This is a genomic window from Psychrobacter urativorans, from assembly GCF_904846695.1.
In the GTDB taxonomy this organism is placed as follows: domain Bacteria; phylum Pseudomonadota; class Gammaproteobacteria; order Pseudomonadales; family Moraxellaceae; genus Psychrobacter; species Psychrobacter urativorans.
Genome location: NZ_CAJHBR010000007.1, coordinates 1 through 19,962 on the forward strand (window position 1 = coordinate 1; position 19,962 = coordinate 19,962).

15 protein-coding genes are annotated in these 19,962 nt (G+C 43.0%); 8 read left to right on the plus strand and 7 right to left on the minus strand.

Annotated features, from left to right (window positions below; all coding sequences use genetic code 11):
* The first annotated feature begins 263 nt into the window (after window positions 1-263).
* Window positions 264-1,685 carry an SLC13 family permease gene (locus JMY09_RS06460; protein WP_201622781.1) on the plus strand — a complete coding sequence of 474 codons (1,422 nt, stop codon included), beginning with the start codon at window positions 264-266 and terminating at the stop codon, window positions 1,683-1,685.
* Between the two features lie 126 nt (window positions 1,686-1,811).
* Here the strand turns inward: JMY09_RS06460 and JMY09_RS06465 are convergent, their stop codons facing one another.
* Window positions 1,812-3,038 carry a cupin domain-containing protein gene (locus tag JMY09_RS06465; protein WP_201622782.1) on the minus strand — a complete coding sequence of 409 codons (1,227 nt, stop codon included), beginning with the start codon at window positions 3,036-3,038 and terminating at the stop codon, window positions 1,812-1,814.
* A 123-nt stretch (window positions 3,039-3,161) separates the two neighbouring features.
* Here JMY09_RS06465 and JMY09_RS06470 point away from each other — a divergent pair, with 123 nt between their 5' ends.
* Window positions 3,162-3,347, plus strand: coding sequence for an NF038104 family lipoprotein (locus tag JMY09_RS06470; protein WP_201622783.1), 186 nt, complete (start codon window positions 3,162-3,164; stop codon window positions 3,345-3,347).
* Between the two features lie 24 nt (window positions 3,348-3,371).
* On the opposite strand, the gene JMY09_RS06475 is transcribed toward JMY09_RS06470, so the two are convergent.
* From JMY09_RS06475 to mnmA, 3 genes are all read right to left on the minus strand, one after another.
* Window positions 3,372-4,013 carry a DUF2238 domain-containing protein gene (locus tag JMY09_RS06475; RefSeq protein WP_201622784.1) on the minus strand — a complete coding sequence of 214 codons (642 nt, stop codon included), beginning with the start codon at window positions 4,011-4,013 and terminating at the stop codon, window positions 3,372-3,374.
* 20 nt (window positions 4,014-4,033) lie between these two features.
* On the minus strand, window positions 4,034-5,437 hold the full coding sequence (gene purB / locus JMY09_RS06480; protein WP_201622785.1) for an adenylosuccinate lyase: 1,404 nt from the start codon (window positions 5,435-5,437) through the stop codon (window positions 4,034-4,036).
* A gap of 158 nt (window positions 5,438-5,595) precedes the next feature.
* Window positions 5,596-6,795, minus strand: a complete 1,200-nt coding sequence (mnmA, locus tag JMY09_RS06485; RefSeq protein WP_201622786.1) for a tRNA 2-thiouridine(34) synthase MnmA — start codon at window positions 6,793-6,795, stop codon at window positions 5,596-5,598.
* A 146-nt stretch (window positions 6,796-6,941) separates the two neighbouring features.
* Here mnmA and ispF point away from each other — a divergent pair, with 146 nt between their 5' ends.
* The 5 genes from ispF (at window position 6,942) to JMY09_RS06510 (ending at window position 12,283) form a co-directional block, all read left to right on the plus strand.
* On the plus strand, window positions 6,942-7,436 hold the full coding sequence (ispF, locus tag JMY09_RS06490) for a 2-C-methyl-D-erythritol 2,4-cyclodiphosphate synthase (RefSeq protein WP_201622787.1): 495 nt from the start codon (window positions 6,942-6,944) through the stop codon (window positions 7,434-7,436).
* 242 nt (window positions 7,437-7,678) lie between these two features.
* Window positions 7,679-8,029, plus strand: coding sequence for a Grx4 family monothiol glutaredoxin (grxD, locus tag JMY09_RS06495; RefSeq protein ID WP_201622788.1), 351 nt, complete (start codon window positions 7,679-7,681; stop codon window positions 8,027-8,029).
* Window positions 8,030-8,290: 261 nt separating this feature from the next.
* Window positions 8,291-8,878 (plus strand): hypothetical protein, encoded by a 588-nt coding sequence (locus tag JMY09_RS06500; RefSeq protein ID WP_379606673.1) that lies wholly within the window; start codon window positions 8,291-8,293, stop codon window positions 8,876-8,878.
* A gap of 344 nt (window positions 8,879-9,222) precedes the next feature.
* Entirely contained in the window at window positions 9,223-11,118 is a 1,896-nt protein-coding gene (mnmG, locus tag JMY09_RS06505; protein ID WP_201622789.1) for a tRNA uridine-5-carboxymethylaminomethyl(34) synthesis enzyme MnmG, read from the plus strand.
* Between the two features lie 205 nt (window positions 11,119-11,323).
* Window positions 11,324-12,283 carry an AEC family transporter gene (locus tag JMY09_RS06510; RefSeq protein WP_201622790.1) on the plus strand — a complete coding sequence of 320 codons (960 nt, stop codon included), beginning with the start codon at window positions 11,324-11,326 and terminating at the stop codon, window positions 12,281-12,283.
* A 518-nt stretch (window positions 12,284-12,801) separates the two neighbouring features.
* Here JMY09_RS06510 and JMY09_RS06515 read toward each other — a convergent pair.
* The 3 genes from JMY09_RS06515 to katG all read right to left on the minus strand — a co-directional run bounded on the left by JMY09_RS06515 (window position 12,802) and on the right by katG (window position 17,722).
* Window positions 12,802-13,821, minus strand: coding sequence for an LLM class flavin-dependent oxidoreductase (locus JMY09_RS06515; RefSeq protein ID WP_201622791.1), 1,020 nt, complete (start codon window positions 13,819-13,821; stop codon window positions 12,802-12,804).
* Between the two features lie 370 nt (window positions 13,822-14,191).
* Window positions 14,192-15,136 carry a LysR substrate-binding domain-containing protein gene (locus JMY09_RS06520; protein WP_201622792.1) on the minus strand — a complete coding sequence of 315 codons (945 nt, stop codon included), beginning with the start codon at window positions 15,134-15,136 and terminating at the stop codon, window positions 14,192-14,194.
* Between the two features lie 393 nt (window positions 15,137-15,529).
* Window positions 15,530-17,722, minus strand: a complete 2,193-nt coding sequence (gene katG, locus JMY09_RS06525) for a catalase/peroxidase HPI (RefSeq protein ID WP_227677210.1) — start codon at window positions 17,720-17,722, stop codon at window positions 15,530-15,532.
* Between the two features lie 615 nt (window positions 17,723-18,337).
* Here katG and JMY09_RS06530 point away from each other — a divergent pair.
* A complete protein-coding gene (locus tag JMY09_RS06530; protein ID WP_201622794.1) occupies window positions 18,338-19,948 on the plus strand; it encodes an AmpG family muropeptide MFS transporter in 1,611 nt (536 codons plus the stop codon).
* The last annotated feature ends 14 nt before the right edge of the window (window positions 19,949-19,962 follow it).

A 19,962-nucleotide genomic window follows, 5' to 3' on the forward strand; every position in this document is an offset into this window, starting at 1 on the left:
CTGATCTCAATCCCATTGAAAAGAAATGGGCACAAGCAAAGTTTCTGCGCCAAGGATGGATGGAGAATAATCTGCCTAAACTGTTTCATGATATGGGCTGTATCGATTTTATAGAGACTTGACTATAAGCCTTTGGTAATGGTAAAGTGTATGACAGCACAGAGGGATAGAGTTATAGCTAAAACCAGCTAGCCTTTTTGGGTTTTTATATATTTTTCATCCCTTATTCCTAATGAACCCTCTTTGCACAATAAGGATATCTTATGTCAGAGCAAAAATTAGATAGCCATCTTCCTGATGATGGCGCTGGATATTTATTTACCGACACCTTTCCTAAAGGCACAGGTAAAGGCCTAATAGTTGTAGCGATAGCAGCGATCATTAGTATACTCATTTATAATGTATTACCTTACGATGATAGTGCCAATAAAGGGCTAGCTTTACTGTTTTTCATTGGTGTGCTGTGGCTAACTGAAGCCTTGCACGTGACTATTACCGCATTACTAGTGATAGTGATTGGTGCCCTAATCGGTATACCAGATTTCGATGCTAAAATAGGTTTGCAGAGTTTCGCTAGTCCCATTATATATCTGTTTTTTGGTGGCTTCGCCCTAGCAGCAGCTTTGCATGTCCAACAGCTGGATAAAAAGATTGCGCTAAAGATCTTGTCACTGTCAGGAGGTAAGCTGGGCACTGCAGTATTTTTGATATTTGGGGTCACTGCATTCTTGTCAATGTGGATTTCTAATACCGCTACTGCTGCTATGATGTTGCCCTTAGCCTTAGGTATTTTGACTCAAGTTGACCGCGAAGAAGACCGAGGTACTTTTGTATTTGTGCTCCTAGGTATCGCTTATTCTGCCAGCTTAGGAGGGTTAGGGACTATCGTCGGTTCCCCTCCCAATGCTATCGCTGCTAAGGCGCTGGATATCACCTTTATTGACTGGATGAAATTTGGCATTCCTATTATGTTGGTACTATTGCCAGTGGTGATAGGGTCGATGTACGTAGTACTCAAACCTAACCTTAAGCGTAAGGTCACGCTTACTGAAGCTGAGCCTATTGCTTGGACTAAGCCGCGCGTAGTGACCATTATCGTATTTATAGTGACGGCATTGAGCTGGATATTCTCCAAGAAGATTGGCGCGGCATTGGATATTACCGATACCGATGCTCTCGTTGCCCTAACGGCAGCAGCAGCGGTTGTCAGCTTAGGGTTAGTCTCATGGAAAGAGGTGTCTGATAATACGGACTGGGGCGTGCTTATGCTGTTCGGTGGTGGTATTGCTTTATCCACAGTGCTGGAGGTTTCAGGTGCATCGCTAGTATTAGGTACTACAGTCGCTAATGCCTTAGCAGCATCGCCTATCATTGTGGTTATGATTGCCGTATCGGGATTTATTATATTCTTAACAGAGTTTGCCTCAAATACTGCATCAGCCGCTTTACTAGTCCCAGTATTTGCAGCTATTTCTCAACAGATGGGCTTACCAAAAGAGGTGTTAGTATTAATCATAGGTATCGGTGCTTCTTGTGCCTTTATGCTACCTGTGGCCACGCCACCCAATGCCATTGTGTTCGGTACTGGGCTGATTAAGCAGACCGAGATGATACGTGTTGGGGTAGTTCTTAATATCATTTGTACGGTGATCGTAGGGCTGTGGGCGTATTTTTTCTTACTGTAATCAAATGAATATTGCTGTCATTCAAGCTAGTAATAGCCGATAAAAAACCCGATGTCTAGCGTCTATCATCTCTAGTCATCGGGTTCTTAGGGTGTATAAGCTCAATCTAACAGCCGCTAAGTGACATTACTCTGGATAATCTAGCCATATCCACCCATTGTCTAACCATTCCATTAACTCGTCAGCATCAACATCATTTACGTCATCTTCTTTAATAACTTCACCATCCGCTAAGCGCATTAAAAGCTTAGTTGCGGTTTCATCCAAGCCGTCAAGTCGTTGACCATTAGCGTATAACGTCACTAAACCATTGTGTGGCTTAGTGCCAGCTTTGTTATAAAGAAGCCGATTACTATAGTCAGCTTGTAAGGTCGCCCCTTCAGCTAAGGCTTGTATCAGCTCATCAGTAGTTAAGCTTTCTTCTGGAACCAGCACATCGTATTGACGCTTACTGACTACTTCGCAGACGGCTTGCCGAATGATATCAGCACCCAAGTCTGACTGCAGTAGCTGTAGTAATTGAGCGGTAATAGCCTCAATACTAGCGGCTTGCAATTCACCTGACACCTGCACGGTTTGTGGTAATAACATCGGAATAAACAGCTTGCTATCATTAGTGGCTACATCAGCTAAGCTATCGATGATTTGCATCAGATTCGGACGGCGACAGCCAAATGAAAAAGTAAGGCAGTCATCTTCTGCTAAGCCAAAATGAGCTAGCTTAGGCGGTACGTATAACACATCACCAGCAGCTAAAACTTCATCAAATATTATCTCACCCATATCATCAAAGATACGAATAGGCTCACCTTCGACGAACTCAGTATGCTCATCACAGAACTTACCTAATTGCCAGCGTCTAGAGCCATAGCCTTGTGCTAAAAATACATCGTAATCATCATAATGCTTACCTACTGACCCGCCTTTAGGAGCGTAAGATACCATGATGTCATCACGCTGCCACTGCGGAATGAAGTCAAAAGCTTGCCACAACTGGCCAAGCTCAGGCGACCATTGCTCGAGGTTCTGTACTAGCACTGTCCATTGCTCTGGCAAGCCATCAAAGTCCGCGGCGCTTAAAGGACTTTTCTTTACTTGCCATTGAGCATGGTTTTGTTTATCAGGGTCACCATTTTTGAGGCTAGTGGAGGCTGATGAAGGGGATGCTTGCTGAGTTAATAATCTAGCCGTAGCATCTTCATCTAGTGCCAAGTTCAAAATATCATCAGGTTCAAACATAGCTATGAGCTGCGGCAAACCTTGTCTAATTAGTAACGGTTTTTTTTGCCAGTAGTCACTTAAAAACTGCTTTGGGGTTATCGAGTCAGGCAAGCATAATTTTAAAGAGCTCATTAATAAATCCGTATTATTTAAGGGGTTAAAAAACAACTATTTGCATAAAAATGCTAGCTTTGCTTTAGAAAAATATTTTAATAGTTTATGATTGCTTATTATTCTACTTACAGTAAGAAGCTCATGAAAAAATTACAGATTATCGCCATAATTGCTAGCCTGTTTTTCCTACAAGCTTGTGTACACAAGTTAGTCACTGTACCAGTAAAAGTGGCTTATAAAACCACTAAAGGTATTGCCAAAGGCACGGTAGCCGTTGGTAAGGCCATTATCCCTGGTGACAGTAGTAAAAAGCACGATAAGGAGTAAGACTAATGACCAGTGCTATAGGCTTTATGGGTACTTATTTATGGTGTTTACTCTTAGGCGCTTAGCATAAAAAATCGCTGCAATAATACCACCAGCTAAGGCTAGTGCCATATCCTTATGCGCATCCCAAACATCCCCTTGTTGACCATTATAGGCTTCAGCGGCATCTGGCGATAGAGTAGTGGCGATACCCCATTCAAAAAGCTCATAGAGTAAGCTAGTAGACATATTGAGCATTAAAGCAATGACGATCAATTGCTTTGGCGATGGTATTTTCAGTAAGTGTTGTAGGCTTTGATACATTGCGCTAAATAATAATAAGCCGTAGCTGAAATGCACTAAGCGATCGTACATATTACGTTGCCAGCCAAATAGTGTGCTTAGCTTTATGTTGAATAACTGCTGTGTCCACTCATCATAAGGTACGTACGAATACAAGTAGCGTGCCCCGACAATATGAATTAACAAAAAAAAAGTCGCGAGCACATAGGCTCGCGAAGTTATTTGCCAGTAACGATACAGCGCCAATAGCATAGCTAAAAACACTAAGGTACCTGCTTGATGTAGCAAGTAGCTCGACCATTCTAATGGCTCGATACTGGCCAGCAGCATTATGATTACTACCATAATGCTGCTTATCACTACCGCCTTTGAGGATCGACTCATTTGGCCTGCTATTGGGTTGTCTATAGCTTAGCAATCCACTCTTTAATAGTACGTGCTTGTTCAGCGGCATTACCGATATAAGTGGCAGGTGTTAGGGCACGAAGGCGAGCTTTATCCTCAGCACTCACCGCAGATAGCTCATCGCTTTCGACGAAAGTTAGCATCGCTTCACGAGTCATAGCATTACCACGAGTCAATGCTTTTAGCTTCTCATAAGGGTTTTCAACACGGTAGCGGCGCATAACGGTTTGAATCGGTTCTGCTAGTACTTCTTGCGCTTGATCAAGATCGCTATCTAAACGTTGTGCATTGAGCTCAAGCTTACTGACGCCTTTTAGGCAAGCATCATAGGCGATCATACTTTGGGCTAGACCGACACCGATATTACGTAATACTGTCGAATCTGACAAATCACGCTGCATCCGTGAGATAGGTAATTTTTCGCCCAAATGAGCCAGCATGGCATTAGCTACCCCTAGATTGCCTTCTGAGTTTTCAAAGTCAATAGGGTTTACTTTATGCGGCATAGTAGAGGAGCCCACTTCACCTTCTTTTAGACGCTGTTTGAAATAGCCTAAGCTAATATACTGCCAAATATCACGGTTAAAATCGATCAGAATTGTGTTGAAGCGCTTAATAGCATCGAACAATTCAGCGATATAGTCATGCGGCTCAATCTGAGTAGTATACGGGTTGAAAGTCAATGCCAAACGCTCATCTATAAAGGCTTCAGCATGAGACTGCCAGTCAACATCAGGATATGCCGAATAATGGGCATTATAATTACCTACTGCACCATTAATTTTACCTAATAATTCAACTTTTTCGATCTGTTTGATTTGACGAGCCAAACGATAAGCGACGTTGGCCATCTCTTTACCTAAAGTGGTAGGACTAGCGGTTTGACCATGCGTACGTGACAGCATAGGTTGGTCGGCATGCGTAATCGCTAAATCGACAATACTATCAATCATTTGCTGCATTTTGTCTAACACGATGCTACGGCTGTCTTTAAGCATCAAGGCATAAGACAAGTTATTGATATCTTCGCTAGTACAAGCGAAATGAATAAACTCTAGAGAATCGTTTAGCGCTGCTTGGCCACGGAATTTATCTTTTATAAAGTACTCAACTGCTTTGACATCGTGATTGGTTGTTGCTTCGATATCTTTGATTGCTTGTGCATCTTCTTCACTAAAGTTATCAACGATAGCATTCAAAAAGGCATTAGTAGCGGTATCAAAAGCGGCTAATTCGCCGATTGCATTATTATCAGCTAACGACTGCAACCAACGAATTTCAACAGTAACGCGAGCTTTAATAAGACCGAATTCAGACAAATAAGGACGGAGACTGTCAGCTTTCGATGCATAGCGGCCATCGATTGGAGAGAGGGCAGTCAAGGCAGATAAAGGGGTAGTCATAGCAATACCTTTCAATTAAAAGTAAGTGAAACAATTTATGGTGCGGTTGTGAGGTTTTGGCAGATGATTATAACAAGAGTTAGCACAAAAAACTGAGGATTAAAGCGGGTTATGGCTTTTTTTGGTCAGTAGCTAGTATTGCGCTTCTATAATTGGCTTTAGAGGTGGCGAGGCGCATTAATAGAGGCAATCACTCCACCGCCTAAGCACACTTCATCGATATAAAATACCGCTGACTGACCTGGGGTGACGGCACGCTGGAGCTCATCGAATACTACCTTTACCTCGCTACCATCAGCGTTAGTAGCGAAAACTCGGCAGGCTTGGTCTGGTTGACGATAGCGTGATTTTGCCATACAAGGTAAACCTTCAGCACTGAAGATAGCAGCAGGCGGTAGACCATCAACCCAATCAAGCTTATAAGCCTGTAACTGAGTACTCATCATCATTGAGTGTTCATGGCCTTGACCGACGATAAGACGATTGTTATCTAAGTCTTTTGCCAATACAAACCACGGCTCTTCTGGGCGGTCTTTCACACCGCCGATACCGATGCCACCGCGCTGACCTAAAGTGTAATACATCAGTCCATCATGAGTGCCTATGACGTGACCATCATCAGTGACCACCTCGCCTTTTTGTGCTGGCAAGTACTGCTGTAAAAAGTCCTTAAACCGACGTTCACCAATGAAACAAATACCAGTAGAGTCTTTTTTATTAGCCGTAATCAAATCATGCTGTTCAGCGATTTGACGGACAACTGGCTTTTCAAGCTCACCAACGGGGAACAATGTCTTGGCAAGTTTATCGCCACCAACCGCATGCAAAAAGTAACTCTGGTCTTTATTGTTATCTAAGCCACGTAATAACTGCGCAACTTCAATCCCATTGCTGTTGGTATAATTGACACTGCGACGAGTATAATGACCAGTGGCAATATAATCAGCGCCAAGGGTTAAGGCGTAGTCCAAAAAGGCTTTGAACTTAATCTCTTTATTGCATAAGATATCAGGATTAGGGGTGCGACCAGCTTTATACTCCGCTAAAAAGTGCTCAAAGACACGATCCCAATATTCCATAGCAAAGTTAGCGGTATGCAGCTTGATGCCGATCTTATCGCAGACAGACTGAGCATCCGCTAAGTCGTCCATCGCTGTGCAGTATTCACTACCGTCGTCCTCTTCCCAGTTTTTCATAAACAGCCCTTCGACGATAAAACCGGCTTGCTGTAACAATACTGCAGATACAGAGGAATCAACCCCGCCTGACATACCAACGATAACTCGTGTGGCTGTTGGGTTAGCAATATTGCTTAAGGTTAGAGGAGCATGAGAACAAAAATTTTGGGTAGCTGACATAGTGCACTCAACAACGTATGATAAAATAAGCGTCATATTATAGCAGTTAATTAAAACAACTGACGAGCTGAGCCGTGTAATCGTTTTATAAATTTACTAACGGCTTTAGAAGTTTGTTAATAGTTTTGCTAAACTTTGGAGTTATCATGATAAAAATCGGTCAAGGTATCGATGTTCACGCTTTTTATAATAATGGTGAGCAGCAGCAGCAGGTAATGCTGGCAGGGGTGGCGATTGAACACAGCCACAGCTTGTTGGCACACTCTGATGGCGATGTGGTACTACATGCACTAGCTGATGCTTTGCTTGGTGCTTTGGCGCTAGGCGATATCGGTCAACACTTTCCTGATACTGATATGGCGCATGCTGGTTTGGATTCGCGGGTATTACTACGTTATGTCTATGGCAAAATAGCAGCGGCAGGGTATCGTTTGGGTAATGCTGATATTACGATTATCTGTGAGCGGCCAAAAATTGCTCCTCACAACCAAGCTATGCGCACTAACATTGCCAGCGACTTACAGACAGATATCTCCTGTATTAGCGTTAAGGCGACTACCAGCGAAAAGTTAGGCTTTACTGGTCGCCAAGAGGGCATAATGGCCAATGCCGTGGTACTATTGATAAAAAATGATCAATAGCCAAATAAAAATGAGCTGTGGTTTGCTTGATACAGACAAATCAATGGCCTAGTGCTTGTAATAGGGTAATGACTGCCTCATCTATCAGCAATAGCTCAATTAGACTTTAAACATGGCGTTTAAACATAGCCTTTAAATACAGCCTTTGAATAGCGTCTTTAAATTTGTTTTCTAAATTTTCAGCTTTAAAATTTTTTAAATACTATTACTTTTAACAAACCGTCTAACCGATAGGAGCTTTTATGAGCGAACAGACCCCAAATACTGCTGCAAATGATGTCGAACAATTGATCCGTGATCAAATTAAAGACAATAAAGTTATCTTGTACATGAAAGGCACGCCACAATTTCCGCAATGTGGCTTTTCAGCGCGTTCTATCGAAGTGTTGACTCAGATCGGTCGTCCATTTGCCTTCGTAAACATTTTAGAGAACCCAGAAATTCGTGCAACTTTACCTAAAGTGGCTAACTGGCCAACTTTTCCACAATTGTGGATTGATGGTGAATTGATGGGTGGTTCTGATATTATCTTGCAAATGTATCAATCGGGCGAGCTTAAGCCTTTAGTTGAAGCTAACAGCCCAGCTGCTTAATTTTAGCAGGGAAGCTGTTTGTGGGTTTTATAATACTTGAATAGCTGTTTTTTAAGAATTAATAAAACTTATCACAAGTGACACACCTAAGTATTAAGTCTAAGCAATCTGTAGTAAGCCCAAGTAATCTGCTAATGATTGCTTGGGCTTTTTGCTATTGATCAGCAAGCTGGCAGGGTTTATTGTTTTTATGGCTTATAACCCCATATAGGCCATAAGATAATTAGTGCATTAACACAGAATGAATAATAAGAGGCATCAATGACTAACCAAACTACTGATATGACTAGCCAAGCTAGTGAGCACCAAGCTAATACTCAAGACGATAGCGCGCAACAAGCTATAGAGATTCGACGTGAACGGCTAAAACTGGATTCAACACGCATCATTGATATTGCTGATAATGAAGCGAATTCAGCACTAAAATGTATTCATCAGCTCAGCGTAGCAGGCGGTGCAACTGAAGCCACTTATTTAGCGATTGAACGTCGAGTGGTTGCCGATCAAGATGCAGCGGGCGCTTATCATTTGGCTTTGCTAGCTCAGAGTACACCAGACCTACCTATTGATGTGCGTCAGCTAATCGAGATGGTCGTTGATAAGGGTGATAATCAGCAACGCTTAGCTCTGTTGAAAAATTTACCTTTTCCGCCAGTTGATATCATTAAAGCACAAATTTTGCTAAGTGATGATGGTGATGCTATAGGTCAGATGAACGCTTATTTACAAATTAATCCTGAAGGTTATGGCAGCCAGCATATGGTGGCCAGTCAACCGGATAGCGTGGCGTCTATGGGCACTGGTATAAGTAATGGCTTTGATGAGACTGATAACAGCAATGATTTTTAATGACTAAATTATAAGGGTGTTGTTTACACTGCTATGATTTAACAAGTTATGGTTCATAGCGCTATAGTTTAGGGCGATATCAGTTATAGCGCTGAGATTTTTGCTACGAAGGTTTATTCTGCTACTGCTCCATAATCATGCTGTCTATTACATACGGTTTGCTATAAAGATAGTTTTTATAATCAGTCTTATAGTTATTACCAGTATAGTGACAAAAATTGCTATAATTAACGGTTATCTATTTTTTACATACGATTGACGCTTATCTAATACTCAATAAGGTATCAGCTAAATAATGGCTGGACTTTATAGTAATACTGTATAGCCAATCAAGCGAGGCAAACATGCAATACCCAAAAATTTACGATGTGGTAGTGATCGGTGGTGGTCATGCCGGAACAGAAGCGGCATTAGCGGCTGCACGTATGGGGGCGCAGACTTTGCTATTGACTCATAATATTGAGACGCTTGGGCAGATGAGCTGTAATCCCGCTATTGGCGGTATCGGAAAATCGCATCTAGTGCGTGAAATCGATGCGCTTGGTGGCGCTATGGCACTAGCTACTGACAAGTCTGGTATTCAGTTTCGAGTATTGAACAGTCGTAAAGGTGCTGCGGTACGAGCGACCCGTGCGCAGGCCGATCGCGTCCTATTCAAAGCTGCTATCCGTCATACTTTGGAGAATCAAGCCAATCTCGATATATTCCAGCAAGCCGCTGATGATATTTTAGTAGAAAACGGTCGTGCCACCGCAGTAGTGACTTCTACTGGTATTATCTTCAAAACGGAAACCGTTGTTTTGACCACAGGAACTTTCCTAGGCGGGGTAATACATATTGGTTTAGAGAACTCAAAAGGCGGACGAGCAGGGGATCAGCCCTCCATTAAGCTTGCCGATCGTTTGCGTGAACTAAAGCTGCCAGTAGGCCGTCTCAAAACCGGCACGCCAGCACGTATTGATGCGCGTAGTGTTGATTTTAGTGTGATGAGCGTTCAGCCTGGCGATACCCCATTGCCAGTGATGAGTTATATGGGCGATGTCTCCATGCACCCACAACAAGTCAATTGTTATATTACGCATACTAACGCGCGTACTCACGACATCATTCGTGAAAATTTAGATCGCTCGCCGATGTTTTCGGGCAAAATCGAAGGCGTAGGGCCACGCTACTGCCCGTCTATCGAAGACAAGATACATCGCTTTGCAGATAAAGACAGCCATCAGATATTTATCGAGCCTGAAGGCTTAACTACTCATGAGCTATATCCAAATGGTATCTCAACTAGCTTGCCGTTCGATGTGCAACTAGAGTTTATTCATAGTATGAAAGGCCTACAGAATGCCCATATTACACGTCCGGGCTATGCCATTGAATATGACTACTTTGATCCACAAAACCTAAAGCCAACCTTAGAGACTAAGTCTATCGATGGACTGTACTTCGCCGGTCAAATCAACGGCACTACTGGCTATGAAGAGGCTGGCGTGCAAGGGCTACTGGCAGGAACTAACGCAGCCTTAGTGACTAGCAATAATAGCGAGTTCGATACTTGGACCCCGCGTCGTGATCAAGCTTATTTAGGTGTGCTAGTCGATGATCTAATCACTCATGGGACTACTGAGCCGTATCGGATGTTTACTAGCCGAGCTGAATATCGTCTACTGCTACGTGAAGATAACGCCGATCAGCGTTTGACAGAAATTGGTCGAAAATTAGGCTTAGTCGATGATACACGCTGGCAAGCTTATGAAGAAAAAATGGACGCTATCAGTACTGAAACAGCGCGTTTAAAAGACATGTGGGCAACGCCAAGCAATGCGTTAGGCAAGCAAGTTACTGAGCAGACTGGTGAAGTACTATCGAAAGAATCAACTGCTTATGATTTGCTCAAGCGCCCCCAAATACACTTCGCTGATATCGCGACTATCACTGATTCCCAAGTGGCCACCCAAGTCGGTGAGCAGATCGAAATATCGGTCAAATATGCCGGCTACATTGACCGTCAACAAGAAGACATCGAGCAGATGAAACGCCTTGAGAACACGGCGCTACCAGTAGATTTTGACTATAGCGTAGTGTCAGGCTTGTCCAATGAAGTGGTACAAAAGCTAAGCCAAGTACGTCCGGCAACTTTAGCGCAGGCTAGCCGAGTAAGTGGCGTGACACCAGCCGCTATTCAATTGCTGGCGATGACTGTCAAAAAACAGAAAAAAGCCAAAGCTGCTTTAGGGTCTTAATAAAAGCCTAATAATGGTAGCATAGAGTGCGTCTTTATCGTTATGATAAAGGCGCATTATTTATTAGAGTCAATTATAGTTACTACTGCGCCAAGCTAGTATTTAGCGTCTACGCTTTTTAGTACTCAGTCCAGTTATCAGTAACGATGGCTTTTTTATACTTTTATTTTATATGGTAAGCTACCTTATTGATCTGGGCCTATATATGACCGCTGCTATTATTTTTGCGATTACTATTGTACTGCCCAACCTTGCTCTAATGGGGTTGGGTTTTTTTATGCGTCGCAAAGGACAAGCCAGTCAAGCCTTCATTGACCAAGCATCAGGTTTTGTCTTTAACTATTGCCTGCCAGCCTTATTATTCTTCAGTGTGGTTGATAGTGAAGTTGATTATGCCAAACAAGTGACTCTGATCATTGCTGGTATTATTATTACCTTTATTCTGTTTTTTGGCTCCGAGGCTTATGCCAAGCGCTTCATTAATGCGCCTGCTGACCAAGGGGTTTTTGTTCAAGGTATTTTCCGCAGTAACATGGCCATTATCGGTCTAGCTACTGTGACTAATGCTTATGGCGAAATAGGATTAAGTATCGGTGCCGTCTATATGGGCATCGTAACTATATTATTTAATATTTTAGCAGTGATTACTTTGAGTCGGGTGTCCAAAAGTGTTGATGACACTTGGAGCAGTCGTGGCCTAATGATTGCTAAAAAGTTAGCAACTAATCCGCTAATGATTGCCTTGCTAGCGGCTTTTGCCTATAAAGCCCTAGCGTTACCGCCTATAACGGGCGTTATCCATACTACTGGTGAGTTGCTGGCTGCTGTAGCGTTACCTTTAGCATTGATTTGTGCAGGGGCCAGTATTGATTTGAAGGCTATGCTTAGCCCTTCAGGATTATCCATGCAGGCTAGTGTGGGTCGTATTGTAGTTGCACCTCTATTAGCGATCGCAGTCGGGTTAGGCTTTGGATTATCTGGGGTGCATATGGGGGTATTATTTTTGATGGTAGCGTCACCCACTGCCGCCGCCAGCTATGTCATGGCCAAAGCAATGGGTGGTAACGATACCTTGGCGGCTAATATTTTAGGATTTACTACGGTAATTGGCATGTTTGGTATGGCGATTGGTGCCGCTATATTGCGCGGCTTTGGGCTAATGTAGCGCTTATAGAACAGGCAAGTCGGGGCTTAATACAGATCCCTATTAGTAAAAACCAGTATCGCACTCAATAACGATACTGGTTTTTTTGTTTTAGCTGCCATCTTATAGCTTTAAGAGTAGGGTTTGGCAGTCGCTAGTAATAACATAAAGCCGATTTTTCGCATATAACTGCTGCATACCTTTTAAGTTATATTCATACCTAGGCTGCTCATCAAAGATACGGCCACTATAGTCTGCATTTAAATACAGGATCGAGACTAACTAATGATGGGCAGATTAGGCTGCAAGGCCAGTCGATCATTGAGGTGATGCAGCGGGGGCATATTGCTTAGGTGGGGCAGCATGAGCGTCTTGAGCTACCCTTGACTGTGCTCGATTATGTATTATTAGGCGTGTCGCCCAATCTCGCTATCAGCAGCCAAAATCTTAGCACATCAGTCATGCCAAAAATTTACTATAAGACTTTGACTGCTGGTTATTGCTGATCATCTATTAGGTTGTTGATCATTGACTACTGATTATGCTGCGGCGACAGGAGAGTGTAAAGTAAATAAGTTTAGCATCGGTATAAGTTCAAGCGAGTGTAGGCGTGCTGCTTGATCATAAATATTCGCTGTGACAATCAACTCGTCAGGCTGATATTTGGCTATAAAATCAGCAAGTTTGGGCTGTACAGTTGCCACTGAACCGACAAAGGATACTGATAACGCACTATCTACCATTGCTTTTTCACTTGCACTCCAAATACTATCCATGTCGTGTACTGGCTTAGGCATTTGTCCACGCTCATTGCGACGCAAGCGTACGAAGCTTTGCTGCGCTGAGCTAAAGTGATAGTTCGCAGTAGCGTCATCATCAGCTAGTAATAGATTAGCCGCTAGCATTACATAAGGCTTACTAAGATAAGCTGAAGGTTGGAACTGTTCACGATAAGCGGTGATAGCATGCTCTAGCATTTGCGGGGCAAAATGTGAGGCAAAAACGTACGGTAGTCCTAAATGTGCGGCTAAAGTTGCGCCAAATAATGACGAGCCCAAAATCCAGAGCGGTATATTCGATTTGGCGCCAGGAAAGGCTTGTACTGGACTGTCATCAGTATCATCGCCTAGTAGATATAATAATTCTTGAACGTCATTAGGGAAACGCTCAGCATCGCTCATCTGCCGACGTAATGCTTGAAAAGTAGCGCCGTCAGTACCAGGTGCCCGGCCCAGACCTAAATCGATACGATCACCATATAGTGCTTTTAGAGTGCCGAACTGCTCGGCGACTACTAAAGGTGCATGGTTTGGCAGCATGATACCGCCGGAGCCGATGCGAATACTTTTAGTTTGGCTACCAATATGTGATAGCAAGACTGAAGTAGCTGCACTAGCAATACCAGCCATATTATGATGTTCCGCCATCCAATAGCGGTTTAAGCCAACCTGCTCAGATTTTTTGGCAATTTCAACAGTTTGCGCTATACCGTCAGCGATGGTGCTACCGGTTGGTACAGGGGCTAAGTCTAAAAAGGATAAAGGGATAGTAGTGTTCATAACTTACCTGTTTTTGTAATGTCAGTTTCCACCAGATAATAGTGATGACATTGTTATGGGATTAAAAGCGTTTCCTAGCTTATTGTGGCGGTCTTTGATATACCGTCTATTGAGAGCTTTGAGCGCTTGACCCTTAACATAATGGGGCAGTTATTATAGATATAAAGGACAGGGTTCATTATGATAACAATTCTTAATAAGATTTCATAAATTAATAGGCTGCAGTGACTCATTTAAGCGATTTCTATATTAAGGTTTTACAGTACGCAGCTTATAAATATTAAAAAAAGGTCTCACTATCAATAAATAGTGAGACCTTAAGTTTTAGCATTAGCCGCGTATAGGGCATTAATAGCTACCCAAGTATCAGCTATTGAATCTCATCTTTATGATCAAATTGCTTTTGACAGAGCTCTATAAAAGCACGTCCATATTGACGAATTTCGGCATCATCACGCACCGCCATCCAACTAGTAAAGCGGCCAAAGTGATCAACTGGAATAGCAGTGAGGTTATGGTAATGACTAGGCTCAAAGGCCATTTCAGCGATAATACCAATCCCTAAGCCCAGCCCTACATAAGTACTAATCACGTCTGCGTCGAGCGCCGCTAGTACAATATCAGGCTCTAACCCAGCTGCTTCAAAGGTTTTATCAATAGCTCCGCGACCTGTAAAGCCGCCATGATAAGTGACGATTGGATAACTGGCGAGCGTCGGCAAGTCAATACTCTCAGCCCCTGCAAGCTCATGGTCATTAGGCAAAATAATACGATGTGACCAATCATAATAACGATAGCAGCGTAGATAATTATTATGCAGTAAAGATTCAGTAGCGATACCAATATCAGCTTGGCCACGAATAACCATTTGGGCGATAGTCTCGGGATCGGCTTGTTGTAGTATTAGATTTACCTTAGGAAAGCGCGCTTTAAACTCTTTAACCACTTGCGGTAATACATAGCGTGCTTGGGTATGAGTAGTGGCAATCGTTAAAGTACCCGTATTAGGGTTATTAAAATCAAGGCTCAAGTTCTCAATGGTACGTATTTCAGCAAATATGGCTTCAATATGGGGTAGCAGGGCAGTACCCATAGTGGTCAGGCCAGTAAGCCGTTTGCCTTGACGAACGAATACCTCAGTTTTGAGTTGGTTCTCTAGCGCAGCAATATGCTTAGACAAGCTCGATTGACTGGTGTGCAGCACTATGGCGGCTTGGCTTAGATTATAGCCATTGATGACCGTATGCCATACCGTCTCCAACTGCTTAAGTTGAATCTGTAGATGCCGCTGATTGACTACTACATCGATTGCCATGTTACTTCCTATTAATTAGTGCTTGTTGATTATTTCTTATAAAATAGTGGTTGTTAATCGGTGCTTATTAACGGCTATAGTAGCTATTGATGCTTGTTAAATTGATGCCTATCAGCAACTATTAATATCTTGCAGTAGGTTGAGGGTAGAGTGTTGCATACCCTTTGAGCAAAACCTAACCAGCGCCTAGTGTAAAACAAAGTTATTATTCTTGTATATAATAAAAAGATATCTGCTTATATTATTATGGAATATAAGATATTAGGATTAGCTGTTAAAAAGGTTAATGTTCCAAGCTAAGCAGTACTCAGAGAAACTTTTTAATAAAAAAACAGCCCCCTTAAGTAAGGTGGCTGTTTTAGTTAACGTTGAGTAGTAACCGAGTGCTATTGATTAAAAACGATCGGCATTCATTACTTTGTTCCAAGCTTTAGTGAAGTCATTGACAAATTTTTCTAAGTTGTCGTCTTGGGCATATAATTCAGCGTAAGAACGCAAAATAGAGTTAGAGCCAAACACTAAGTCGACACGAGTAGCTTGCCATTTAACTTCACCAGTACCACGCTCGCGTACTTCATACAAGTTGGCCGTATGGCTTGCCTCACTAGTGTTATTAAGGGGATGCCAAGTAAGATTCATATCCGTTAAGTTAACGAAGAAATCATTGCTAAGCACGCCAGCACGATCAGTGAATACCCCATGCTGCTTATGAGCATAGTTAGTATCTAGGACACGCATACCACCGATAAGTACGGTCATTTCAGGCGCAGTAAGTCCCATCAACTGAGTACGATCAAGTAACATCTCTTCAGGCGACACCGCATAGTCTTCTTTTACCCAGTTGCGGTAGCCATCATGGCGAGGCTCAAGGTCGTCAAATGACTCACTATCAGTCATCTCATCAGTTGCATCGCCACGCCAAGCAGTGAACGGTATGCTAGTCTCTACTCCAGCTTCAGCGGCTGCTTGCTCAATAGCAGTGTTACCGGCTAATACGATAAGGTCGGCTAAACTGACTTCTTTGCTAAATGCAGTCTGAATGTTAGTCAAAGCTGCAAGCACACGTTGCAATTGCTCAGGCTCATTAGCGACCCAGTCTTTTTGGGGTGCTAAGCTAATTCGAGCACCATTGGCACCGCCACGAATGTCAGAACCACGGAAAGTACGAGCGCTATCCCAAGCCGTGATGATTAGTTCACGACGACTAAAAGTCTCACTGTCGATATTTGCCAAAATTTCTGCTTTTAGGTTGGCGATATCGTCAGCGCTCAAGTCAGCGTTACTTGCTGGGATAGGATCTTGCCAGATAAAATCTTCAGCTGGGACGTCAGCACCTAGATAACGTGACTTTGGCCCTAAATCACGGTGAGTCAATTTAAACCAAGCTTTAGCAAATACTTCATCGAAGTATTCTGGGTTTTGATGAAAGTTCTCTGAAATCTTACGATAAGCAGGATCTTTGATCATCGCCATATCGGCATCAGTCATGATAGGGTTGCGGCGTATGCTAGGATCATGAGCATCTAAAGGTCTGTCTTCTTCTTTAATATCAGTAGGTTCCCACTGCCATGCGCCTGCTGGACTCTTGGTTAGCTCCCAGTTATGATTGAATAGCAGTTCGAAGTACTCATAATCCCATTGGGTAGGATGAGTCGTCCAAGCGCCCTCGATACCACTAGAGACGGTATCGCCTGCGTTGCCACTACCGTTCGGGTTACGCCAGCCTAGACCTTGCTCATTGATATCAGCAGCTTCTGGCTCATCTTCTAGGACAGTAGCATCGCCGTTACCATGACATTTACCAACGGTGTGACCACCAGCAGTTAAAGCCACAGTCTCTTCATCATTCATCGACATACGCGCAAATGTAGTGCGGATATCTTGCGCCGTTTTTAGCGGATCAGGATTGCCATCAACACCTTCAGGGTTAACATAAATTAGACCCATTTGTACCGCAGCTAGTGGGTTTTCAAGTGAGGTACGCACACTATCATCGTCATAGCGATTTTCAGTTGCAGCGAGCCATTCACGTTCAGAACCCCAATAGATATCTTTTTCTGGATGCCAAATATCAGCACGACCACCAGCGAAACCTAAAGTTTTGAAGCCCATTGATTCATAAGCCATGTTACCGGCTAAAATCATAAGATCGGCCCAAGACAATTTATTACCGTATTTTTTCTTCATTGGCCAAAGCAAACGACGAGCTTTATCTAAGTTGACGTTATCCGGCCAGCTGTTAAGGGGGGCAAAACGCTGATTACCTGTGCTCGCACCACCACGACCATCTGAGTTACGATAAGTACCAGCTGAATGCCAAGCCATACGAATCATTAGACCGCCATAATGTCCCCAATCTGCTGGCCACCACTGTTGCGAGTCAGTCATCAAATCTTTAAGGTCTTGTTTCACTGCTTCTAGATCTAACTGTTTAAACGCTTCTGCATAATCAAAGTCAGCACCCATTGGGTTTGTTTTGTGATCTTGCTGATGTAAGATATCTAAATTCAGGGCATTAGGCCACCAGTCTGTTGCTGCAGAGGCGTGAGTGGTATGGGCTTGATGCATAACTGGACAGCCACCCATGCTAGGGCGTTGCGGGGCTTGTGATTGATCAACGTTTTCACTATGTATGGTCGGACCTTGGCCATCGCCAAGATTGTAGGCGGTATTGCTGCTAGTATCGTTAGAGGTCGAATTACTCATCTGCCTTCTCCTTTGTGAAAATTAAATAGGCTACTTTAATAAAAAATAGCCTGAGTCACTATCGTTATCGATCATTACATATTATAGAGTTATTTCGATTTATAAAACTAATATATAATAATTATATGTTTTAAATTATCAATCGTTGTTTAGAGAATAGTTATTGTCTAAAATGCTGGCTTAGTTGTTACTTCGGAATAGATCGAGATGAAAGGTGACCATCAACATTTGCGCAAGTTTAGGCTACATGGTGTTACGACTATGATAGATAAAACACAAATAGAGCTTTTATTAAGCTTGCGAGTGCAAATATATCGCTATAAAGTCTAGTCAAAATAAGCGTTCTCAAGTACCATAATTCAATTTTGTCATAAGTCCTGTTTTCTTAGTGCAGCGTCAGTTGTTTTATCATTAGTATAATCATCTCATAGATAATGAGTAGATGATAAAAGTTACGCCTGTTGTGTTCTTTGTTTTAATTTTTGGTGAGTTATTATGTCTGCAACCCCACCTGCTAATACCCCTAGCATAGCCGCCAAAAAGTCTTGGTCTGAGGCTACTAAAGCTTATCTTGATCGCCGCGCTATTATCATGTTGTTTTTAGGCTTTGCCGCCGGTATTCCGATTCTACTAATTTTCTCAAGTCTATCGTTATGGCTACGTGAGGCGGGTATAGAACGTGGTGTGGTTACGACTTTTAGTTGGGCGGCATTAGGCTATTCTTTTAAGTTTATTTGGGCGCCGCTTATCGATGCCGTACCATTGCCTATATTGACGAAGTGGTTAGGGCGCAGACGGGCGTGGATGTTGGTGTCGCAAGTGCTGATTATTGGTGCTATTTGCATTATGGCCAGCGTCAATCCTATTAATGACGATATGTTGACCTACATGGCAGTAGGGGCAGTTTTGCTCGGGTTTTCATCGGCCACTCAAGACATCGTGGTTGATGCCTATCGTATTGAATTAGCACCGCCGAGTTTGCAGTCGGTCTTATCAGCGATGTATACCGCAGGCTATCGTTTAGGCATGATTTTTGCGGGCGCAGGGGCGTTATATTTAGCTGACTATTTCGGCTCAACGGAAGCTCTATATAGTTATGAAGCTTGGCGCAATACTTATTGGATTATGGCGGCTGTGATGGGTGTCGGCATAGTGACGACTCTGGTAATTAAAGAGCCTATTAGTACCCAAGTACGTATTGAGCAAAAAGCGAGTGATTATGGCCGCCTAGTTTTTGTATTCGTCTTAGCCGTTTCAGCTTTTGTCATGATGTTTATCTATACAGGACAGATACTGCCTGATAGTGAAAATGTGGCAGTCGCATTTTTATACGAAGTCATTCGTATGCTCTCAAGCCTAGGGGTGTCGTTACTGGTCGGCTATCTATTGGTCATGCTAGGTCTAGTGAATAAGCAAATGGCTTATATTACTTGGATTGAGCCTATCGTCGATTTCTTCCGCCGCTATGGTAAAAAGGCCTTATTACTATTGGCCTTGATTGGTCTGTACCGTGTTTCTGATATCGTCGCTGGTATCATGTCTAACGTTTTCTATCAAGATATGGGCTTTAGTAAGACCGATATCGCTACAGCTGTGAAGTTAGTCGGCGTCATTATGGTCATTGCTGGTGGCTTTTTAGGCGGTATCTTGGCACAAAAGATACGTATGATGCAGGCGATGATGATCGGTGCTATTTTAGCGGCGGTTAGTAATATGCTGTTTGTGGTTTTGACCTATCATCCGGGCAGTTTACCAGTGATGTATACGGCAGTGATCTTTGATAACTTAGCGGCTGGTCTGGCTAGTGCGGTGTTTATTGCTTTCTTATCCGCTCTGACCTCTATCCGCTTTACTGCCGTGCAATATGCGATTTTTTCCTCATTAATGACGCTACTGCCTAAAGTGTTTGGTGGCTACTCAGGAGCCATCGTGGATAACTTGGGCTATCCATTTTTCTTCACCTTTACCGCGCTGATAGGGGTACCTATCTTGCTGATTGTCTATCTGGTCGATAAGCATATTGTGATCGGCGAAAACGATGATATCTATGGTGATGAAGACTCTTTATTGACCAAAACTAATGAGCCACCGCGAGCATCAGAGTAGCTCATTATTGCTAT

Bases quoted from the DNA above. Each gene is read 5' to 3' on its own strand.
- purB (WP_201622785.1), bottom strand. From the start codon at position 5,437: ATGACTACCCCTTTATCTGCCTTGACTGCCCTCTCTCCAATCGATGGC.
- JMY09_RS06470 (WP_201622783.1), top strand. From the start codon at position 3,162: ATGAAAAAATTACAGATTATCGCCATAATTGCTAGCCTGTTTTTCCTA.
- grxD (WP_201622788.1), top strand. From the start codon at position 7,679: ATGAGCGAACAGACCCCAAATACTGCTGCAAATGATGTCGAACAATTG.
- JMY09_RS06475 (WP_201622784.1), bottom strand. From the start codon at position 4,013: ATGAGTCGATCCTCAAAGGCGGTAGTGATAAGCAGCATTATGGTAGTA.
- mnmA (WP_201622786.1), bottom strand. From the start codon at position 6,795: ATGTCAGCTACCCAAAATTTTTGTTCTCATGCTCCTCTAACCTTAAGC.
- JMY09_RS06515 (WP_201622791.1), bottom strand. From the start codon at position 13,821: ATGAACACTACTATCCCTTTATCCTTTTTAGACTTAGCCCCTGTACCA.
- mnmG (WP_201622789.1), top strand. From the start codon at position 9,223: ATGCAATACCCAAAAATTTACGATGTGGTAGTGATCGGTGGTGGTCAT.
- JMY09_RS06460 (WP_201622781.1), top strand. From the start codon at position 264: ATGTCAGAGCAAAAATTAGATAGCCATCTTCCTGATGATGGCGCTGGA.
- JMY09_RS06465 (WP_201622782.1), bottom strand. From the start codon at position 3,038: ATGAGCTCTTTAAAATTATGCTTGCCTGACTCGATAACCCCAAAGCAG.
- JMY09_RS06500 (WP_379606673.1), top strand. From the start codon at position 8,291: ATGACTAACCAAACTACTGATATGACTAGCCAAGCTAGTGAGCACCAA.
- katG (WP_227677210.1), bottom strand. From the start codon at position 17,722: ATGGGTGGCTGTCCAGTTATGCATCAAGCCCATACCACTCACGCCTCT.
- JMY09_RS06520 (WP_201622792.1), bottom strand. From the start codon at position 15,136: ATGGCAATCGATGTAGTAGTCAATCAGCGGCATCTACAGATTCAACTT.
- JMY09_RS06530 (WP_201622794.1), top strand. From the start codon at position 18,338: ATGTCTGCAACCCCACCTGCTAATACCCCTAGCATAGCCGCCAAAAAG.
- JMY09_RS06510 (WP_201622790.1), top strand. From the start codon at position 11,324: ATGACCGCTGCTATTATTTTTGCGATTACTATTGTACTGCCCAACCTT.
- ispF (WP_201622787.1), top strand. From the start codon at position 6,942: ATGATAAAAATCGGTCAAGGTATCGATGTTCACGCTTTTTATAATAAT.